Annotated in this window: 18 protein-coding genes; 6 read left to right on the forward strand and 12 right to left on the reverse strand. The window is 59.0% G+C overall.

The annotated features are described in order from the left end of the window. The first annotated feature begins 50 nt into the window (after positions 1 to 50). Positions 51 to 1,265 (forward strand): aspartate aminotransferase, encoded by a 1,215-nt coding sequence (locus CBB62_05180; protein OUT41713.1) that lies wholly within the window; start codon positions 51 to 53, stop codon positions 1,263 to 1,265. Between the two features lie 44 nt (positions 1,266 to 1,309). Here the strand turns inward: CBB62_05180 and CBB62_05185 are convergent, their stop codons facing one another. After that, positions 1,310 to 2,989: a hypothetical protein gene (locus CBB62_05185; protein ID OUT41714.1), complete on the reverse strand. Its 1,680-nt coding sequence runs from the start codon at positions 2,987 to 2,989 to the stop codon at positions 1,310 to 1,312. A gap of 341 nt (positions 2,990 to 3,330) precedes the next feature. Between CBB62_05185 and CBB62_05190 the strand changes: the two genes are divergently transcribed. Both CBB62_05190 and CBB62_05195 read left to right on the forward strand, forming a co-directional pair. Then, complete coding sequence (locus tag CBB62_05190; GenBank protein OUT41715.1) at positions 3,331 to 4,236, forward strand: mononuclear molybdenum enzyme YedY; 906 nt, start codon at positions 3,331 to 3,333, stop codon at positions 4,234 to 4,236. Then, complete coding sequence (locus tag CBB62_05195; protein OUT41716.1) at positions 4,236 to 4,883, forward strand: sulfoxide reductase heme-binding subunit YedZ; 648 nt, start codon at positions 4,236 to 4,238, stop codon at positions 4,881 to 4,883. Before CBB62_05190 ends, CBB62_05195 begins: the two co-directional genes overlap by 1 nt. Positions 4,884 to 4,898: 15 nt before the next feature. Here the strand turns inward: CBB62_05195 and CBB62_05200 are convergent, their stop codons facing one another. From CBB62_05200 to CBB62_05210, 3 genes are all read right to left on the reverse strand, one after another. Then, the gene (locus CBB62_05200; GenBank protein ID OUT41717.1) at positions 4,899 to 5,825 is read right to left on the reverse strand and encodes a LysR family transcriptional regulator; all 927 of its coding nucleotides are present in this window, start codon (positions 5,823 to 5,825) and stop codon (positions 4,899 to 4,901) included. A gap of 180 nt (positions 5,826 to 6,005) precedes the next feature. Beyond that, entirely contained in the window at positions 6,006 to 6,995 is a 990-nt protein-coding gene (locus tag CBB62_05205) for a thioredoxin-disulfide reductase (GenBank protein ID OUT41718.1), read from the reverse strand. Positions 6,996 to 7,137: 142 nt separating this feature from the next. Beyond that, positions 7,138 to 8,160, reverse strand: coding sequence for a hypothetical protein (locus CBB62_05210; protein OUT41719.1), 1,023 nt, complete (start codon positions 8,158 to 8,160; stop codon positions 7,138 to 7,140). Positions 8,161 to 8,361: 201 nt separating this feature from the next. Between CBB62_05210 and CBB62_05215 the strand changes: the two genes are divergently transcribed. Beyond that, positions 8,362 to 8,853 (forward strand): ArsR family transcriptional regulator, encoded by a 492-nt coding sequence (locus CBB62_05215; GenBank protein OUT41720.1) that lies wholly within the window; start codon positions 8,362 to 8,364, stop codon positions 8,851 to 8,853. On the opposite strand, the gene CBB62_05220 is transcribed toward CBB62_05215, so the two are convergent. From CBB62_05220 to CBB62_05255, 8 genes are all read right to left on the reverse strand, one after another. After that, positions 8,850 to 9,449 carry a hypothetical protein gene (locus tag CBB62_05220; GenBank protein OUT41721.1) on the reverse strand — a complete coding sequence of 200 codons (600 nt, stop codon included), beginning with the start codon at positions 9,447 to 9,449 and terminating at the stop codon, positions 8,850 to 8,852. The genes CBB62_05215 and CBB62_05220 overlap by 4 nt on opposite strands. A gap of 31 nt (positions 9,450 to 9,480) precedes the next feature. Further along, complete coding sequence (locus CBB62_05225) at positions 9,481 to 10,437, reverse strand: acetyl-CoA carboxylase carboxyl transferase subunit alpha (GenBank protein OUT41722.1); 957 nt, start codon at positions 10,435 to 10,437, stop codon at positions 9,481 to 9,483. Positions 10,438 to 10,572: 135 nt separating this feature from the next. Further along, positions 10,573 to 11,454 (reverse strand): hypothetical protein, encoded by an 882-nt coding sequence (locus tag CBB62_05230; GenBank protein ID OUT41723.1) that lies wholly within the window; start codon positions 11,452 to 11,454, stop codon positions 10,573 to 10,575. A 44-nt stretch (positions 11,455 to 11,498) separates the two neighbouring features. Continuing rightward, positions 11,499 to 11,978 (reverse strand): hypothetical protein, encoded by a 480-nt coding sequence (locus CBB62_05235; GenBank protein ID OUT41724.1) that lies wholly within the window; start codon positions 11,976 to 11,978, stop codon positions 11,499 to 11,501. Further along, the gene (locus CBB62_05240; protein ID OUT42658.1) at positions 11,971 to 12,309 is read right to left on the reverse strand and encodes a hypothetical protein; all 339 of its coding nucleotides are present in this window, start codon (positions 12,307 to 12,309) and stop codon (positions 11,971 to 11,973) included. Before CBB62_05240 ends, CBB62_05235 begins: the two co-directional genes overlap by 8 nt. A 121-nt stretch (positions 12,310 to 12,430) precedes the next feature. After that, entirely contained in the window at positions 12,431 to 13,450 is a 1,020-nt protein-coding gene (locus tag CBB62_05245; protein ID OUT41725.1) for a site-specific tyrosine recombinase XerD, read from the reverse strand. Then, positions 13,392 to 15,053: a hypothetical protein gene (locus CBB62_05250; GenBank protein ID OUT41726.1), complete on the reverse strand. Its 1,662-nt coding sequence runs from the start codon at positions 15,051 to 15,053 to the stop codon at positions 13,392 to 13,394. The genes CBB62_05245 and CBB62_05250 overlap by 59 nt, the downstream gene beginning before the upstream one ends. Further along, positions 15,034 to 15,255 carry a hypothetical protein gene (locus CBB62_05255; protein ID OUT41727.1) on the reverse strand — a complete coding sequence of 74 codons (222 nt, stop codon included), beginning with the start codon at positions 15,253 to 15,255 and terminating at the stop codon, positions 15,034 to 15,036. Before CBB62_05255 ends, CBB62_05250 begins: the two co-directional genes overlap by 20 nt. A 369-nt stretch (positions 15,256 to 15,624) precedes the next feature. Between CBB62_05255 and CBB62_05260 the strand changes: the two genes are divergently transcribed. Both CBB62_05260 and CBB62_05265 read left to right on the forward strand, forming a co-directional pair. Next, positions 15,625 to 16,197 (forward strand): shikimate kinase, encoded by a 573-nt coding sequence (locus CBB62_05260; protein ID OUT41728.1) that lies wholly within the window; start codon positions 15,625 to 15,627, stop codon positions 16,195 to 16,197. Beyond that, positions 16,160 to 17,362 (forward strand): 3-dehydroquinate synthase, encoded by a 1,203-nt coding sequence (locus CBB62_05265; protein ID OUT42659.1) that lies wholly within the window; start codon positions 16,160 to 16,162, stop codon positions 17,360 to 17,362. The genes CBB62_05260 and CBB62_05265 overlap by 38 nt, the downstream gene beginning before the upstream one ends. Positions 17,363 to 17,368 lie beyond the last annotated feature (6 nt).

Consider the following 17,368-nt stretch of genomic DNA (forward strand, 5'->3'; position numbering starts at 1 on the left):
CGATAACCGCCCCGGTGCGCGGGGCTTTCAAACGCGGGACCAGTAGAGAAATGACCGTAATCGCAGACCGTCTGAGCGCCATCAAACCTTCGCCAACCATTGCCATCACCACCAAGGCCCGTGAGCTGAAAGCGGCTGGCCGTGATGTTATCGGGCTGGGTGCCGGTGAGCCGGATTTTGATACCCCTGATCACATCAAACAGGCGGCAATCAAGGCGATCAATGAAGGTCAGACCAAGTACACTGCGGTCGATGGTACACCCGAACTGAAAAAGGCCATCGTCGAGAAGTTCAAGCGCGAGAACGGCCTCGACTATACCCCGGACCAGATTTCTGTCGGTACCGGTGGCAAACAGATCCTGTTCAATGCCTTCATGGCAACCCTGAACCCCGGTGACGAAGTGCTGATCCCGGCGCCTTACTGGGTATCCTATCCGGATATGACCTTGCTCGCCGGTGGTACGCCCAAATTTGTCGAATGCGGCCAGAACAACAACTTCAAGCTGACCGCCGAACTGCTTGAGGGTGCGATCACGCCTAAAACCAAATGGCTGGTGTTGAACTCTCCGAGCAACCCGACCGGTGCCGCCTATAGCAGCGACGAATTGAAGGCGCTGGCCGAGGTGCTGCTCAAGCATCCGCAGGTTATGATCATGACCGACGATATGTATGAGCATATCGGTTACGGCGACTATGAAATGACCACCATCGCGGCAGTTGAGCCGAAGCTCTATGACCGCACTCTGACCTGTAACGGTGTTTCCAAGGCCTTTGCCATGACCGGCTGGCGGATCGGTTATGCCGGTGGGCCAAAAGACCTGGTCAAGGCGATGGCGAAAATCCAGAGCCAGAGCACGGCCAACCCGTCCTCGATCAGCCAGGCGGCCTCACTCGCCGCCCTGACCGGTCCGATCGACTTCCTCGAAGAGCGCAATGCCGCGTTCAAGGATCGTCGCGACATGGTTGTTGCCATGCTCAATGATGCCGAGGGCCTGACCTGTCAGACCCCTGATGGTGCCTTCTATGTCTTTCCGAGCTGTGATGGTGTGATCGGTCTCGTCACCCCGTCCGGCAAGCGGATCGAGAGCGATGCCGATTTCGCGACCTATCTGCTTGAGGATGCCGAGGTAGCAGTGGTGCCGGGTGTGGCCTTTGGCCTGTCGCCTTACTTCCGCATTTCCTATGCGACCTCCAAGGAAGCCCTGAAAACCGCTTGTGAGCGTATCCAGTCGGCTTGCGCCAATCTGAAAAAAGCGGCCGCGTAATACGCGACCGCTTTCTCTCTCTTCTCTCTGCTGTCATCAGAGTATCAGGCGCCCGGTCTTAATGGCCGGGCTTCTCTGGTCTCCGTGCTTCCCGCTATCGGGGGAACTGGTGTTTCGGCGTTAGGATCGCTGTCATTGGCGCCGATGACGCGGCCATTGACCAGCAATTCAAGCTGTTGCATGTCCGGGCCGGTTTCATCATCGGCGGAGCCCAGCAGCATGGAGACGCGACGCGCCAGACCGCCACGGCGGTTTGGTTTCTGCTTCTCATCATCATAATGGCTCAGCACCTGACCGGCGGCGGTGGCTTCATCAGCGGCGGCGAGGGCATCCTCGATATCCTGCTGGATTGCCTTCTGGCTCTTGCCGGCGATCTTGCCATAGCGGCGGGCGAGTGCCTTCAGCACTTCACGCTCATTGAGCAGGCGGGCATCGCTCGCGGTCAGCTCATTTTTGAAATGCTCGCCTTTGCCTGCCCGTTCATCAAGAGATGACTTGTGAGCACGGGCATCTTCCAGCTTGTCACCATCCCAACCAATATCTTTTGCGTCAATCGGTGGGCGGGTCATGTTGCGCCACCATTCGCCGATCTGACGGAGCGGGCCATAGACAGGGCGTGGCTGTGAAGATTCCGCAAGATCGGACGGTGGCAGGTCGGGCTTTGCCTCGCGTTCGAGGTCTTTCTGAACCATCCGGGCGCGGAGAACGTCGACAATCCGGTCAATCTTCTCGCTGTTGTCGATAATCATGCGGTCGGCGAAATCAACGATTTTCTTCAGGTTTTCCGGTGACGCATCATCGAAGGCATCATTCGGTGCCTTGCCCTTCTTCTCGGGATGCGAGAGCGGTGCGTCGAGCCGGATGTAGTTGTCACCGAGCAGGAATTCCATGTTCTGATCGGCGGATGAGGATTGGCCATCCATGGATGAACTGACAATCGGCACATCGTTTTTCGGATTGATCCAGCCGAGACCGCCCCAGTTTTTCGCGTCCTCATATTGGAACGGGCGGGTCACGCTGCCGGTGCCGAATGACATCATGAAGATTTCAGCACCTTCCGGCTTCTCCTTCACCGCAGCCATATAGGCGGCGGAAGACGGGTTGTTCATGAACACACCGCCATCGATCAGCGTATGCTCACGCACCGCCGGATCATTCTCCGTACCGCCAGCGGTGGCTGAGGTTGAGCGCACACGGGCCGGTTTGAAATAGGTAGGTGCCGAGGAGGAGCCGAGAACCGCATCGCGGATTTTCCAGCGCCGTTCGTTGTCACCATCGGGATTGTGCTTCAGGTGACGCATCAGCACGCTTTCCCGCCGTTCAATATCGTAGGCAGTGAGCATGATGCTGGTCAGGGTCTGGTCGAGGCGGGTATCACCGAAGAACCGGCCAAGGGAATCCCGAAGTGCGGTGTTATCGTATTTCGGGCGGAACAGTGAACGCAGAACATTGAAGCGGCCCTTGCGGAAGATATCCGGGCCGTCATGGTGATAGAATTGTTCGAGGTCTTTGGCTTTGTAGCGCGGCTGATCCGGGCGTTTCGGATCGCGCATGCTGAGGCCGGCTGCAATAATGCCGCCAGTTGATGTGCCCGCAGCAAGGTCAATCGCATCAGTCAACGGACGTCCGAGACGCCGTTCAATCTCTGAGATGATCCGTAGCGGAACTATGCCCCTGATACCGCCCCCGTCGATCGAGAGTACGGTGTAAAGTTGTTTTTCCATATGCCCAAATTATAAGCACAGGCAGATGAAAGAGCGCAGGAATTACCCGGATTTCCTGTTGTTTTGCAGTGCAATATTAACTAATTTAGAATAATTCTAAAATTAAGTTTACAGCGATAATATCGTCAAATTGCGTAACATTTCAGTCATAATCCTCCGTACTGCGGTGCAGTATCGTGATGATAAATTTATTCTGTGTGATGGCCGGATAATGGCGTTTTAACTGTGGGCACGGGATTGTGAACGGGTGTGGATGGTGCGATCCGGCATATGTGGCAAGCTGGTGCATGTCGCTGGATGCGCTATGATCCTGTTAATACCGATACCGAGGAGCCGACCGGATGGCCTATCGCTGGACCAATAATCTGAACCGTGACGAGATAACGCCGAAAGCGGCGTTTCTGAACCGGCGGCAACTGATGGCCGGTGCCGCTGGTGCGGCGGCCCTTGTCGGTGTCGGTCGGCAGAAGGCATCGGCAGCAGCGCTGCAGCCAAACAGCCTCGATGATATTACCAGCTACAATAACTATTATGAATTCGGCACCGGGAAAGGTGATCCGGCGCGCAATGCCGGGGCGCTGGTGACCTCACCATGGTCGATCAAAATTGACGGGCTGGTTGAAAAGCCCGGCGATTACCCGTTGCAGGAACTGCTCGCCGACCTGACGGTGGAGGAACGCATTTACCGGTTCCGCTGTGTCGAGGCATGGTCGATGGTGGTGCCGTGGAACGGCATCGAACTCGCTGATATTCTCAACAAGGTCGGTGTGAAGCCGGAAGCAAAATATGTTGCCTTCGAGACGGTGGTGCAGCCGGAAAACATGATCGGTGTTCGTCGCCGGGTGCTGGACTTCCCCTATGTCGAGGGGCTGCGCCTTGATGAGGCGATGCATCCGCTCACCATCATGGCGACCGGCATTTATGGTCAGCCGATGCCGAAGCAGAATGGCGCGCCGATCCGTCTGGTCGTGCCGTGGAAATATGGCTTCAAATCCATCAAATCAATCGCCCGCATCAGCCTGACCGACAAACAGCCGCCGACCTCATGGAATAAGGCCAATGCTCGCGAATACGGTTTCTACAGCAATGTGAACCCGAATGTGGACCACCCACGCTGGAGTCAGGCGAGCGAGCGGAAGATCGGCGGCGGTCTGTTCTCGCCGCGCATTCCGACGCTGATGTTCAACGGTTATGAGGCCGAGGTTGCATCGCTCTATGAGGGCATGGACCTGGCGAAGTACTACTGATGGCGATTTCAGGGACAATCAACGGGGCATTGCGGCGGGTACCGGCCTGGCTGATCTATCTCGCCGGTGCCGCATGGGCCGGGTGGCTGTTCTGGCTCGCGGTCAGTGGTCAGATGGGTGCCGAGCCGATCAATGCGCTGGAGCGCGAATATGGCGAGCTGGCGCTGAAACTGATCATTCTGGGGCTGGCTGTTACGCCGCTGCGCAACTGGACCGGTATCAGCCTGATCCGGTTCCGCCGGGCGATCGGTGTCACCGCCTTCTTCTTCGTTCTCGCGCATTTTCTGGTCTGGACCGTGCTCGATGTGCAGTCGCTGGATCGGGTCTGGACCGAGATTGTCAAACGTCCCTATGTCACGGTCGGGATGGCTGCCTTCCTGATGCTGATCCCGCTGGCGGTCACCTCGAACAACCTGTCGATCCGCAAGCTGGGCGGTGCCACATGGCGACGGTTGCACAAGCTGGTCTATCCGGCAGCACTGCTCGGTGGCATCCACTTCCTGTGGCTGGTGAAGGGCTTTCAGCTCGAGCCGATCATCTATCTCGCCATCATCATTGTCTTGCTGATAGCACGCCTGCCGCTGGCGAAATGGCGCGCGCAATTGATCCGCCAGACCGAGCAGGCTGGCAGTGAAGCCGCGCAATAATGACGTCGCGGTGCGTTACGTGCTGAAATTGGCGCCTTGCAGCTCTTCAATCATGAAGTCGCGGAACACCGCGATGCGCTTGGAATTGCGCAGCTCTTCCGGATAGCAGAAATAGGCCTGCACCGGTGGCCCCTTGTGGTCCGGCAGGATGCGGGCGATATCCTCATTGCCCTCTGCCATGTAATCGGGCAGCGCGGCAATGCCGAGATTGCTCTGAACCGCCGTGAACATGCCATAGACGCTGTTGATATTGAAGCGCTGGGTCAGGCGACGCTCGAGATCACCGAGTTCGGTGAACAGCCAGTTGATCTGCGGGATCGGTGCCGGTGTTTCCGAGGCGAAGGCGATCAGGCGGTGATTGACCAGATCGCTGACGCTTTTCGGCACGCCATGCTGCTTCAGGTATTCGACACCGGCATAGATGTGGAAATCCATCATAAACAGGTTGCGGGCGATCAGGTCCGGCTGACGTGGCGGATTGAGGCGAATGGCGATGTCCGCCTCGCGCATGCCAAGGTCCAGCTCACGGTCCTCGACCACCAGCGTTACCTTGATGTCCGGGAAGCGTTCCATGAACTTGTTGATGCGCGGCACCAGCCAGTTACAGCCGAAGGCAACCGTAGTGGTCACGACGAGCGGCCCTTGTGGGGTTTCCTTGGTCTCCGACAGGCGGCTTTCGGCCAGCGACAGCTTGTTGAACACGTCGCGTGCGGTTTCCAGCAGCAATTCGCCCTGTTCGGTCAGGATCAGGCCACGCGCATGGCGGTGGAACAGCGTGACGTTGAGGCTCTCCTCAAGCGCACTGATCTGGCGGCTGACCGCTGACTGGCTGAGTTTCAGCCGGTCACCGGCATGGGTGAAGCTGCCAGCATCGGCAACGGCATGGAAAATCCGAAGTTTGTCCCAATCCAACTCTCTATTGACGCTGTTTTCCGGGGCCATATCGGCCCACCAGCGCTCCCCCGATCCTTATAGATATCTGTCAGCCTTGCATTGCTGTCATGCGCAGGTGTCAGATGTCAATAAACTGTCGCATTTTTCTGCTGCAGTTTCAGGGTCGTGCTGGCTGATTTGCGTCAGTTTTCGCGTTGTCAGGAACCAGGGTTTGATCGCTGATAGGGATCAGGCGGCAACGATGCTGTTATCGGCGGGATTACCCACGCCTTCATGCTCGGCCAGATAGCGCTCGGCCTCCAGTGCCGCCATGCAGCCCATACCGGCGGCGGTGACGGCTTGACGATAGACCTTGTCCTTTACATCACCGGCAGCATAGACGCCGGGGATATTGGTCCGAGTGCTGTCGGCGGCGGTGACGATATAGCCTTCGTCGTCCATCTCCACCTTGCCCTTGAACAGCTTGGTTGCCGGATCATGGCCGATGGCAACGAAGAGGCCGTCCACATCAATATCCTGTGTCGTGTCATCTTTCATGGATTTCAGACGCAGGCCGGTCACCGATTTGGCACCGGTATTGCCGTCTTCGGTGCCCAGCACCTCATCCACCACATGATCCCAGATCACGGTGACCTTCGGGTTGTTGAACAGGCGGTCCTGCATGATCTTCTCGGCCCGCAATTCATCGCGGCGGTGGATCAGGGTCACGCTTTCGGCGAAATTGGTCAGGAACAGTGCTTCCTCGACAGCGGTGTTGCCGCCACCGACTACGGCAACCTTCTTGCCGCGATAGAAGAAGCCGTCACAGGTGGCGCAGGCAGAGACGCCGAAGCTCTGGAATTTGGTTTCGGACTCAAGGCCGAGCCAGCGGGCCTGTGCGCCGGTGCAGATGATAACGGTATCGGCGGTGATGGTCTTGCCGCTGTCGGTTTTGACCGTATAGGGGCGCTGCTCGAAATCCACGTCGATAACGATGTCATTGACCAGTTCGGTGCCCACATGCTCGGCCTGTGCCTGCATCTGTTCCATCAGCCACGGCCCTTGGATCGCCTCGGCAAAGCCGGGGTAGTTCTCCACATCGGTGGTGATGGTAAGCTGGCCGCCCGGTTGCAGACCGGCAATCAGCATGGGTTCGAGATTGGCGCGTGCAGCATAGATGGCAGCGGTGTATCCGGCCGGGCCGGAACCGATAATCAGTACTTTTGTGTGATCGCGCATGATGATCTCGCGTCCTTCGTTTCTCGTCGTGGTCGTCGCATATGGGAAAGCCGCACCGGGGCAGGCCTGTTACCCACTAGATAGGCAGTTTTCGGGCGGAGTGCCAGCCACTTGACGCTGCCATGCGCGGATTGCCGGCAAACTATCCCCAGCCGAACCGCTCGATGGCAATAGTGGCAATTCTGTCCGCTTCCAGCAAGGGGTCATAATGGTAAATCCCGAGCGGTGTGCGGGGCTTTTTCGGCAGCGGCATGGTGATGCCCCGGCTCTCAAGTGCTGTATGGAAGCGGGTGAATTTCTCCGATCCGCCCGGCAGGTCGAACTGATAGATCGGCTTGCCGGTGGCTGCCGCTTCCGAGGCCATGGAGACGCTGTCATTGGTCATGATGATGGCATCCGCAGCGGCCAGAAACGCGAAATACGGGTTGGGTGCCTCGCCATCCCAGAACCAGTGCGGCTTGCGGTCAAAGGCCTCGCGCAGCCGGGCAGTGGCATCCTCGCCGGTGCGCCGGGATGTGGTGATCATCAGCGAGCAGTCACAAACCCCTGTGAGATCCTTGAGGTCGTTGATCAGCCGGTCCAGCGCCGCCTCGGTGAGGTCATGGGTCTTGCTCTTGCCGCCGATCAGCACCGCATAGCGTGGTTGCCGGAGCGTACCGATCCGTTTGGCAAAGGGCTCGGTTGCCTGTGCCAGCTTCTCCAGTGTGACCCGGTGCAGCGCGCCGAGGCTCTCAACCACCACCGGATGCGGGGCTACCCGGTCATGGGCCGGTGGTACCACGAGGTCGAATTGCAGCCCCTGCAGGGTGCGCAGCCAGCCGGTTGGTCGCTGGAGCTGTACCAGCCGGGTGGCGGGTGACTGTTTGCGCAAGGCCTGCATCGGGCCGATGCTCTGGCGCCCGATGCCGATGGCAATATCCGGCCATGGCGGGGTCAGCGGATCACTGTCACTGGTGAGATTATCGAGGCGGTGGCTGCGCAGATAGGGGTTAATGGTTTGCCAGGGCTGGGTCAGGGTGACGTGTTTCGTGACGATCTCCAGCCCGGCTATCCGGCGCTGCAGTGCCTCGGCCAGCCCCAGCCCCTGATTTTCCATACCGGCAGCACCGCTGGAAATGACCCAGCAGAGTTTCGGGGAAATGCCTGTCGCTTGATTGTCTGACACGGGGCGGATCGGGCGGTTCGGTTGTGGACAGAATGCTGGTGCCACGGCATCGGGGGTAAAGGCAATGGCTATTCACCGGCTGCTCACGAAATTTTATTACCGCAAAGCGAAAACAGCAGTGGCGTTGCCGTAACAAGCTGGGCTATACCCGTATTGCGTAACAAAGCTACAATCACAGAGCAAAAAAAGAGCAAAAGTTACATGAAAAGGGTCAAGCTCGATCGTATCGATCGCCGTATTCTTCAGGATCTTCAAGCTGACGGTCGCATGACCAATGTGGAACTGGCCAAACGGGCCGGTATTTCCGCGCCACCTTGTCTGCGCCGTGTCCGGGCGCTGGAGGACAGCGGCCTCATCCGGGGATACCATGCCCATCTGTCACCCGAGGGTATGGGCTTTGGCGTCACCATTTTTGCTCAGGTCGGCTTGTCCAGTCAGGCCGAAGCCGATCTCAACAAATTCGAGGCGAAGGTCGCAAGCTGGCCGATGGTGCGTGAGTGCTTCATGCTGGCCGGGGAGACCGACTTCCTGCTCAAGGTTGTGGCCCATGACTGGGAAGATTATCAACGCTTCCTGACCACCGAACTGACCGCCGCACCCAATGTCAGCCATGTGAAGTCATCACTGGCGATCCGGGAATCCAAGAATGAGCCGGGTGTGCCGGTTGATGTGGAGGCAGGCGAGCCGGTCTAGGCGCTCGCCTCGTTCTCAGTGTCCTCATGCGTGTCGGTATAGAAATCCGGCCAGCGCTTTTTCACCACCGTACTGTTGCTAGCAAAGGCATGGCAGCTGTTGAGCAAGAGCGGCGGCTTGCCCGTGCCGGTGGTCGAGCCTTCGACGGGCTGTTTGTTTTTCCGTGACAGATAGGGAAACACTGTCTGAAACGCTGTGGTTGCAACCGGGCCGAGCAACTCGGTCAGATGGGTGCAGCCATTGATGCCGCCGAAGAGTTGCTTGGTCTTTTTGGTCCAGCCGGGGCCGATTTTCAGCCCGATCAGCGCATCATAGCGCGGCGCGATGTTGCCGCAGATGCCAAACGGTCCGTGATCGGTGCGGGCGAGGGCATCCACCACTTCCAGATCATCATTCACCGTGATCCGCAACCACATGTCATGGATCGGTGAGCCGGGCTCGATATCGCCCCGGTCCTGATTGTTGAAGGTGTAACTCTTGGTGTCGCGCAGATGGCCTTCAATATCCCAGAGGCCATCCTGACGCAGATAGCCCTTGCAGCTTATCTCACGGGTATGGATCGGTTCCCGTTCCTGATCCGGTGGTGGCAGCGGCAATGGGCTACTCCTGATTACGAGACAGCACAGGTCAGCTTGCGAGGTCCTGGCCCATGGCAAGGAAGCGTTCGCGGCGGCGGATTTTCAGCAGGTCGCGCTCAACCGCTTCCAGCGGCTTCAGGGCCTGTGAAATCTGGTTGCCGACCCGTTTGATCATCTCCGCATGGTTGCGATGGGCACCACCGAGCGGCTCTTCGATAATCCGGTCAATGACTTTCAGCTGCAGCAAATCCTGTGCGGTTAGTTGCAGGGCGGCGGCGGCTTCAGCGGCAGCCGTGGCGCTGCGCCACAGAATCGAGGCGCAACCCTCGGGTGAAATCACTGAATAGATGGCGTGTTCGAGCATCATGACGCTGTCGCCGGTACCGATGGCAATGGCGCCACCGGAGCCGCCTTCACCGATTACCACGGAAATAATCGGCACTTTGACATTAAGGCCGACATCAATGGATTTGGCGATGGCTTCCGCCTGACCGCGTTCCTCGGCCTCGATCCCCGGATAGGCACCGGAGGTATCGATAAAGGTGATGATCGGCAGATTGAACTGTTCGGCCATATTCATCAGGCGCTGGGCCTTACGATAGCCTTCAGGCTTGGGCATGCCAAAATTGTGCCGGACGCGGGTTTCGGTGTCGGAACCCTTCTCCTGACCGATCACGACACAACTGCGGCCCTTGAACCGGGCAAGGCCGCCGATGATGGCCTGATCCTCGGCGAACAACCGGTCACCGGCTAGCGGTGTAAACTCGGTAAACAGCCCGGCAACGTAATCCTTGCAGTGCGGGCGACCGGGATGGCGGGCGACCTGAACCTTCTGGGCCGGGGTCAGCTTGGCATAAGTCTGGGTCAGCATCCGCTCGATCTTGCCCTGCAGGCGCTCGACTTCCTCGTCGATATTGACGATCTCGTCATCGGTGCCCAGCGAGCGCAGTTCCGCGATCTTGCTTTCCAGCTCTGCGATTGGTTTTTCAAACTCAAGGAAGCTCATGATCCTGACCGAATTCAGTTTATCAGTTGTCTTTATACAGTCTGCGGGTCAGCCCCGAGGCATGACCGCCGGGCATCATAGGAATTTGAACAGGCGTGGAAAGCATTAAATGCGTTGGCCGCACCCGATACCCGCCTATTTGTCCCCGCCCTTGTTCTTCACCTTTGCCGGTGCTGGGGGTGCCTGCAGGCTTTCCGACATGGGCGTCAGCGGTCCGGTGAGCGCTATTTCGAGGCCCTTTGCCTGCTGCTCGACACTGTTGATCCGGCTTTCGACGTTCGGGTGGGTTTGCAGGAACTCAAAATCATCCAGCGCGCCCTTGGGCAGTTCTTCCTGTGCCGATTCAAGAGTGCGGAACAGGTCGGTTGCGCCATTGGCATGGCCATATTCCTTTGAGATTGCCAGCAATCCCTCGGCATCGGCAGCACTCTCTGCCGAGCGGCTGAAACTCAGTTGCAGCAATCCACCGGCGCTGTTCACCAGACTGCCATCAAAACCTTCATTGCCGAACAGCATGCTGTACAACGCACTTGCCAGAAACGCGCCGCCCATGCTCGAGGCGACATCGCGATGTTTGATATGGGCAATTTCATGGGCCATCACCATGGCCAGTTCATTCTCGCTTTTGACCCGTGAGACCAGCCCGCGGAACATGACAACCTGACCGCCCACCGTGGCAAAGGCGTTTACCGTCGGGTCGTCCACATAATGAACCACGATCTCCATACCGTCCGGCAGGTTCATATGGGCGGTCAGGCGGTCGGCCAGTTCCTGCAATTCTGCCGCCTTGCCGGTGGTGGGACGTTCCAGCCAGTCAGGGTTGATCTGGCGTACAATCCATTGCTCGCCGCTGAACGGTATCAGCCGTCCCAGAAATCCGCCGATCACAAAGGCGAGGAACACCAGAGCCGCAATAGTGCCTATTACCAGCAGGCCCAGCAGGGTGAAATCCCATAGGGGGTTGGTCTGGCTCCGGTTCATATGATCCGGGATATGCGGGTTTTCATATTTTACCACTGCTCGGAACTGCCCTTCTCAAGCGATTGGTTTTGATGCCTTGCTCAACTGCCGGTAACGGCAGGGCGTCGTTTTTTCCTGTTCGGGATCAGTGCCGTACCATAGGCCAGCACCTCGATGGAGCCTGTGCTCTTCTTCCCGCCCTTGAATACAGATGATGTTTCCATCCTGACATTAAAGATCATATCGGCACCGAGAGCTTCTGCCTCTTCCTTCATGCGCAGGATTGCCTCGCGGCGGCTGCGGTCGATCAGGCTCTCATAGGCACTCAGGCGACCGCCAACGATCATGCGCAGACCGGCCAGCAGGCGCTTGAAATAATCGATGGAAATGACGGCTGAGCCACGGACCAGTGCAATTTGCGGCGTATAGGGCAGGTCGGGAACATGTTTCGAGGACACCGTCACAATTTTGCGCAGCTTTTCCTCACGCTCGTAAATGCTCTTGTAGTGCCGTTTTTCCAGAAATGTGCCGGTGATCAATGCCACGACAGCCATGACGGCAACCAGTATCAGCTCACTCATTGATCTGCGGTTCCGCCTTTTTCAGCACGACCGCTGTACCATAAGCCATGAGCTCTGATGCGCCCTGGGTAACCGATGATGTGGCGAAACGGATATTCAGCACGGCGTTGGCGCCAATGGCCTCGGCCTGGGCTTCCATGCGCTTCACTGCTTCTTCCCGGCTGTCACGGAGCAGTTCGGTATAGCCCTTCAACTCGCCACCAACGAGGTTCTTTAGTCCGGCCATCAAGTCACGACCGATGTGTTTGGCGCGCACGGTGCTGCCCTGTACCACGCCCAGATGCTTGGCGACACGGGCGCCCGGTACATATTCAAGTGTTGTCAAAATCATGGGTTTCAGACCCGCCACGGAGAGAGTTTATAAGACCCGTTATCATAACACGGATCGGGGAGCGGGCTATCGGCAACAGCGCCTGTGAAGCCGGTATATTGCGGGTGTTGCCCGGTTGCCGTCAGGTTTTATCGCCGGTTTGGGCGAGCGGATGGTTCTCCACCACGGCCTTGCGCAGCCGATCGCCCGAGACATGGGTATAGATCTGGGTCGTCGCGATATCGGCATGGCCGAGCAGTTGCTGCACCACGCGCAGGTCGGCACCGTGATCGAGCAGATGGGTAGCAAAGGCATGGCGCAGCACATGCGGACTGATCTTGCCCGGATTGATCCCGGCTTCCAGCGCCAGTTCCTTGACCAGTTGGCCGAAGCGCTGGCGGGTCAGATGCCCGGCACTGGCGCGGGTTGATGGAAACAGCCACGGATTATCCTCGGGCTTCTGTCCTGCGGGCAGATAGGCACCGCGCACGGGCAGATACCGGGCGAGCGCTGAGCGGGCACCATCGCCGAGGGGGACGATGCGCTCACGGCCACCTTTGCCGCGTACCGTGATCATCTGCAGTTCACGGTCGAAGGATGTCAGCTTCATGCCGACCAGTTCCGAAACCCTGAGGCCGGTGGCATAGAGCAGTTCCAGCAGGCAGATCAGCCGCATCTGGTCTTCATCCGACCATTTGCCGGTCGCGTCGATCAGTGCGGTTACCTCTTCCTCGCTCAGGGTTTTCGGCAGTGGTCTGCCGGGTTTGGGTGGCGAGATATGGCGGCTCGGGTCATCGACCCGCAGCTTTTCCGAAACCAGAAACTTGTAGAACTGGCGGAACGCGGACAACCGCCGTGCGGCGGTACGCGGGTTCTGCTGCCCCTGCCGTCCGGCGAGGTCACTGAAATAGCCGTGCAGATCATCGCTGCTGGCATCGCTGATGCCGATCTTGCGCGGCGTCAGATACAGCACGAGGTCCTGCAGGTCGCGGCGATAGGCAGCCTTGGTATTCTCGCTCGCCCCGCGTTCGGCGGTCAGCATGTCGAGAAAGGCATCGACCTGTCCGGGCAGGGCAGGCTGTGCGGGTTTGTTGCTGGCGGGCTTATTCGCTGGTGTCGATGCCATCGATGCCCTGATCGGTTGCCGTGGCCAGAATGGCATGCTGCGCCAGTGTCTGGGCCTCTTCCACCAGTCCGAGGCGGACCAGCGTATTGATCGTTTCCATCAGCAGAAATGGCGACAGCGACGCCAGCGGCTTGTCGCCGGTCAGCAGCAGGGTCGCGAGCAAGGCCTGGCCGGTGCCCTGTGTGCCGTTGCCGCTGCTGTGCAGAACCGCGAGGGCCGCTGCCGAAACATCATTGCCGCCGAACTGGCTGGCGAGAATATTTGCGCGTGATGTCAGGCCGAGACCGGCGGTTATGGCTTGTGCGACCGGTTGCAGGGCTTGCAGTTCCGGCTGGTTGGCCAGTACCGGTGTGCTGGTCCGGTGCATGGCCAACTGGCGGGCGAAGTTGCCGACCTGTGTTGCCGGGTGGGTGCCTGCCTGTCGCAACCAGAGCGATGCCTCATCCACCGACCCGGTGCCATGCAGCAGCATGAAGGCTGTCGGGGCGATGGCCTCGGTGCCGGGCGCTGGCTGGAGCGAGCGGATGATGCCGGCGAAATAGGGCAGGAGCGCGCCTTCGATCGGGCGTGACTGTTCCCATGCCCGCGCAATCAGCTGTGTCTTGATCGCCTCGAGGGATTCAGCATCGGCAGCGGCGAGCAGGACGGCCACCGGTGTTGTCGGATCAGCCAGTGGATCGGCGAGGTCGGCAGAGACAAATCCCGCGGCCTTGAAGCCATCACGCAATTCGCTGTCGCTCAGCCATCCGGCGCGGGCGAGATCGATCAGGGCTGTGAGTGCACCGTCGACAGATTTCAGATCGCTTAGCTGCTGGTTGAGCCAGACGGCACGCTGCAGCAGCGAGGCATCCGGGCCGAGGGTAAGGCCGGCTTTCGCCAGCAGAACGAACGCAACCGGCGCATCAATGGGATCAACAGCGCCCAATTCTGTTTCAACAAAACCGGCTTCGAGTTTGGTGCCCGCGGCGAGGGCGGCAGCGGCGGCAAGCGTGTCCTCGGAGGCGATGCCCGCCTCGCGCAGGATGTTGCTCAGGAAGTTGACGGCACCGCTGTTGCCTTCCTCGATCTGGCAGAACAGATCGACACGATCCCAGAACCCGTTGGCAGTATCATTATCGCGGTCGGTTTCCCGCAGCGTATCACAGGCGATGCTGGCATTGCCGTCGAGCAGGGCAGCGGTCGCGCGCAACCGATCACCGGCAGCAGGCTGACGCGGGGCAATAGAATGGGCCAGTTGCTGGGCTTGTCGGAAATAGCCGAGGCGCAACAGCCCCTCGACCCGGGCGATGTCAAAATCGCTGCCCGCCCCTTCCGGCGGGCGGGCGGTGCTCGACAGCACACGTCGGGCGAGGTCACGGATCGCCGGGATTTGGGTGTTGGCGGAGATACCGCCGATCATGGTGGTGATCAGCCCGGCATCGGCCCCTTGCCAGAGGCTGATATCCATGCCGCCATTGCGACCGGGATCGAGAATACCGATGCCCGTCGCCCGTCCGGCGCTATCACCGCTGAGGGGCACGGGGCGCAGTTCGGTGGCGGTAATACCCTGTGCATGGCCCTGTCCGGCGCTAAGGGCCGCAAACAGACCGATGGCACTGCTGACGAGCAGAAAGCCGAATTTATTGGCGCTGGATGGCATTGTCGGGAACCGGGATCTGTACCGTGGCGGTCGGTGCGGGCAATTCGGCGCTGCCGAGATAAATCACCCCGCCGACAATCAGCAACAGGGTCATCAGCAGCAGAAAGCCGATGAATTTCATCAGAATACCGCCGGATTGCTTGCCGGACAGGATGGCTGTTGATTCGTGATTTTTGGCGCGGGGGGGCAGATTTTCAGTCATACGTCGACAAGGAATAGGTTGTTTGGGTAACTAGATATGGTTCATAAGGAATTTGACCAGTCATGACTGGAGTGCCTGAATTTTGCGGCTTTTTAAAGACCGAAAGCGGTATGGCCTGTGCGCTTTTTCAAAATGTGACAGGCGCACCACCAGCGGCGACAGGGCGTGTGACGAGGCATTTTTAACGTGATTTGGCCGAAAAACCGGCAAATCAGGGTGTTTGCTCCCTTGCTCTTGTGGTTTTAAGGCCTTAGAAGGTGCCGCGCGCAACCGTTGTTATTGGTGAGAACGGTCATATCTGTGAGGGGATAAGGTGTTATCCTGTCATATCGTGCATACTGAATATAACCACTGAGGCGAGTTTCACGGATGTCGGTTGGTAAATTGGATCGCTCTATTGTTATGGTTGGCCTGATGGGTGCTGGCAAAAGCAGCATTGGCCGTCGGTTGGCCAACCGTCTCGGGCTGCCTTTCGTTGATGCCGATAACGAGATCGAGAAAGCTGCCGGGTGCAGTATCTCCGAAATTTTCGACCGGTTCGGTGAAGCCGCGTTCCGCGATGGTGAGCGCAAGGTCATCAAGCGCCTGATGGACGGCAAGGTACAGGTCCTGTCCACCGGTGGCGGTGCCTTCATGGACCCGGAAACCCGTGAGCTGATCTCCCAGGAAGGCGTGTCAGTCTGGCTCCGTGCCGATCTCGACCTGCTGGTCCAGCGCTGCTCACGCCGCAATACCCGGCCGCTGCTGCAAAAGGGCGACCCGAAGGAAATCCTGCAAAAGCTGATCGATGAGCGCTACCCGGTTTACGGTCAGGCCGATATCACCGTTGATGCCGGTGACCGCGATCATGAGGATACGGTCGATCAGGTGATCCGCCAGCTCGGCGAATATATTGATGACGCTGATGCCCGTCAGCCGGAAACCGCCGGTGCCCACGGTTAACAAAATCCCCGATACGGTGCCTGACCCTGCAACCACGACGAGCCTGTCAGTGGACCTTGCCGGTCGTGCCTATGATATCGACATCGGTGCGGGTCTGCTGTCCACGCTCGGTACCACGCTGACAGCGCAATTCGGCAATCGCCTGTTTGTGCCGGTGGTCGATGCGGTGGTCGCCGAGCATCACCTGATGACCGTGGTCAACAGCTTCTCCCATACCGATGCCAGCCTTGCCGAGCCGATTATTGTCGCCTCGGGTGAGGGCAGCAAAAGCTGGGATGGCCTGCAGACGGTTGTCGAAGGTCTGCTCGACCGTGGTGTTGATCGCCGTGCCGTGGTGATTGCCATCGGTGGCGGTGTGGTCGGTGATCTCGCCGGATTTGCGGCAGCCAGCGTCATGCGTGGCGTCGATTTCGTGCAGGTGCCGACAACCCTGCTGGCACAGGTGGACAGCTCGGTCGGTGGCAAGACCGGCATCAATACCCGTCACGGCAAGAACCTCGTCGGTGCCTTCCACCAGCCCCGCCGGGTGGTCATCGATATTGATACGCTGGCGACCCTGCCAGCGCGTGAGATGTGCGCCGGTTATGCCGAGGTGGTCAAATACGGTCTGCTCGGCGATGCCGGTTTCTTTCAGTGGTTGCAGGACAATGGCCGCAAGGTGCTGGACCGCGACCCGGCAGCGCTGGTTGAGGCTATTCGTCGGAGCTGTGCCGCCAAGGCTGCCATTGTTGCCGCCGATGAGCGTGAGGCGGGACAGCGCGCATTGCTGAACCTCGGCCATACCTTTGCCCATGCCTTCGAGGCAGAGGGCGGCTATAACGGCACGCTCTTGCATGGTGAGGCGGTGTCGATCGGCATGGCGCTGGCGTTCCGGCTGTCAGCCGCGCTCGGCTATTGTTCCGATGATGACGTGATCTCTGTCGAACAGCATCTCTATGACCACGACATGCCGCTCCTGCCGCGTGAGGGTGCATGGCGCCAACGGCTGTCCACCGACCGGCTGCTCGGCCATATGGCCCATGACAAGAAGACCGTGGATGGTCAGCTGACCTTCATTCTGGCCCGCGGCATCGGTGATGCCTTCATCACCCGTGACGTTCCGACCGATGCCGTGCGCGGCGTCCTCGACGATTTCCTGATCCGGCTGGCAACTGCGAATGCCTGATCCCGA

It is taken from the genome of Micavibrio sp. TMED2, assembly GCA_002168225.1.
Taxonomy (GTDB): Bacteria; Pseudomonadota; Alphaproteobacteria; order TMED2; family TMED2; genus TMED2.

Bases quoted from the DNA above. Each gene is read 5' to 3' on its own strand.
- CBB62_05250 (OUT41726.1), bottom strand. From the start codon at position 15,053: ATGCCATCCAGCGCCAATAAATTCGGCTTTCTGCTCGTCAGCAGTGCC.
- CBB62_05260 (OUT41728.1), top strand. From the start codon at position 15,625: ATGTCGGTTGGTAAATTGGATCGCTCTATTGTTATGGTTGGCCTGATG.
- CBB62_05265 (OUT42659.1), top strand. From the start codon at position 16,160: ATGCCCGTCAGCCGGAAACCGCCGGTGCCCACGGTTAACAAAATCCCC.
- CBB62_05240 (OUT42658.1), bottom strand. From the start codon at position 12,309: ATGATTTTGACAACACTTGAATATGTACCGGGCGCCCGTGTCGCCAAG.
- CBB62_05185 (OUT41714.1), bottom strand. From the start codon at position 2,989: ATGGAAAAACAACTTTACACCGTACTCTCGATCGACGGGGGCGGTATC.
- CBB62_05190 (OUT41715.1), top strand. From the start codon at position 3,331: ATGGCCTATCGCTGGACCAATAATCTGAACCGTGACGAGATAACGCCG.
- CBB62_05195 (OUT41716.1), top strand. From the start codon at position 4,236: ATGGCGATTTCAGGGACAATCAACGGGGCATTGCGGCGGGTACCGGCC.
- CBB62_05225 (OUT41722.1), bottom strand. From the start codon at position 10,437: ATGAGCTTCCTTGAGTTTGAAAAACCAATCGCAGAGCTGGAAAGCAAG.
- CBB62_05200 (OUT41717.1), bottom strand. From the start codon at position 5,825: ATGGCCCCGGAAAACAGCGTCAATAGAGAGTTGGATTGGGACAAACTT.
- CBB62_05215 (OUT41720.1), top strand. From the start codon at position 8,362: ATGAAAAGGGTCAAGCTCGATCGTATCGATCGCCGTATTCTTCAGGAT.
- CBB62_05235 (OUT41724.1), bottom strand. From the start codon at position 11,978: ATGAGTGAGCTGATACTGGTTGCCGTCATGGCTGTCGTGGCATTGATC.
- CBB62_05205 (OUT41718.1), bottom strand. From the start codon at position 6,995: ATGCGCGATCACACAAAAGTACTGATTATCGGTTCCGGCCCGGCCGGA.
- CBB62_05180 (OUT41713.1), top strand. From the start codon at position 51: ATGACCGTAATCGCAGACCGTCTGAGCGCCATCAAACCTTCGCCAACC.
- CBB62_05255 (OUT41727.1), bottom strand. From the start codon at position 15,255: ATGACTGAAAATCTGCCCCCCCGCGCCAAAAATCACGAATCAACAGCC.
- CBB62_05245 (OUT41725.1), bottom strand. From the start codon at position 13,450: ATGCCATTCTGGCCACGGCAACCGATCAGGGCATCGATGGCATCGACA.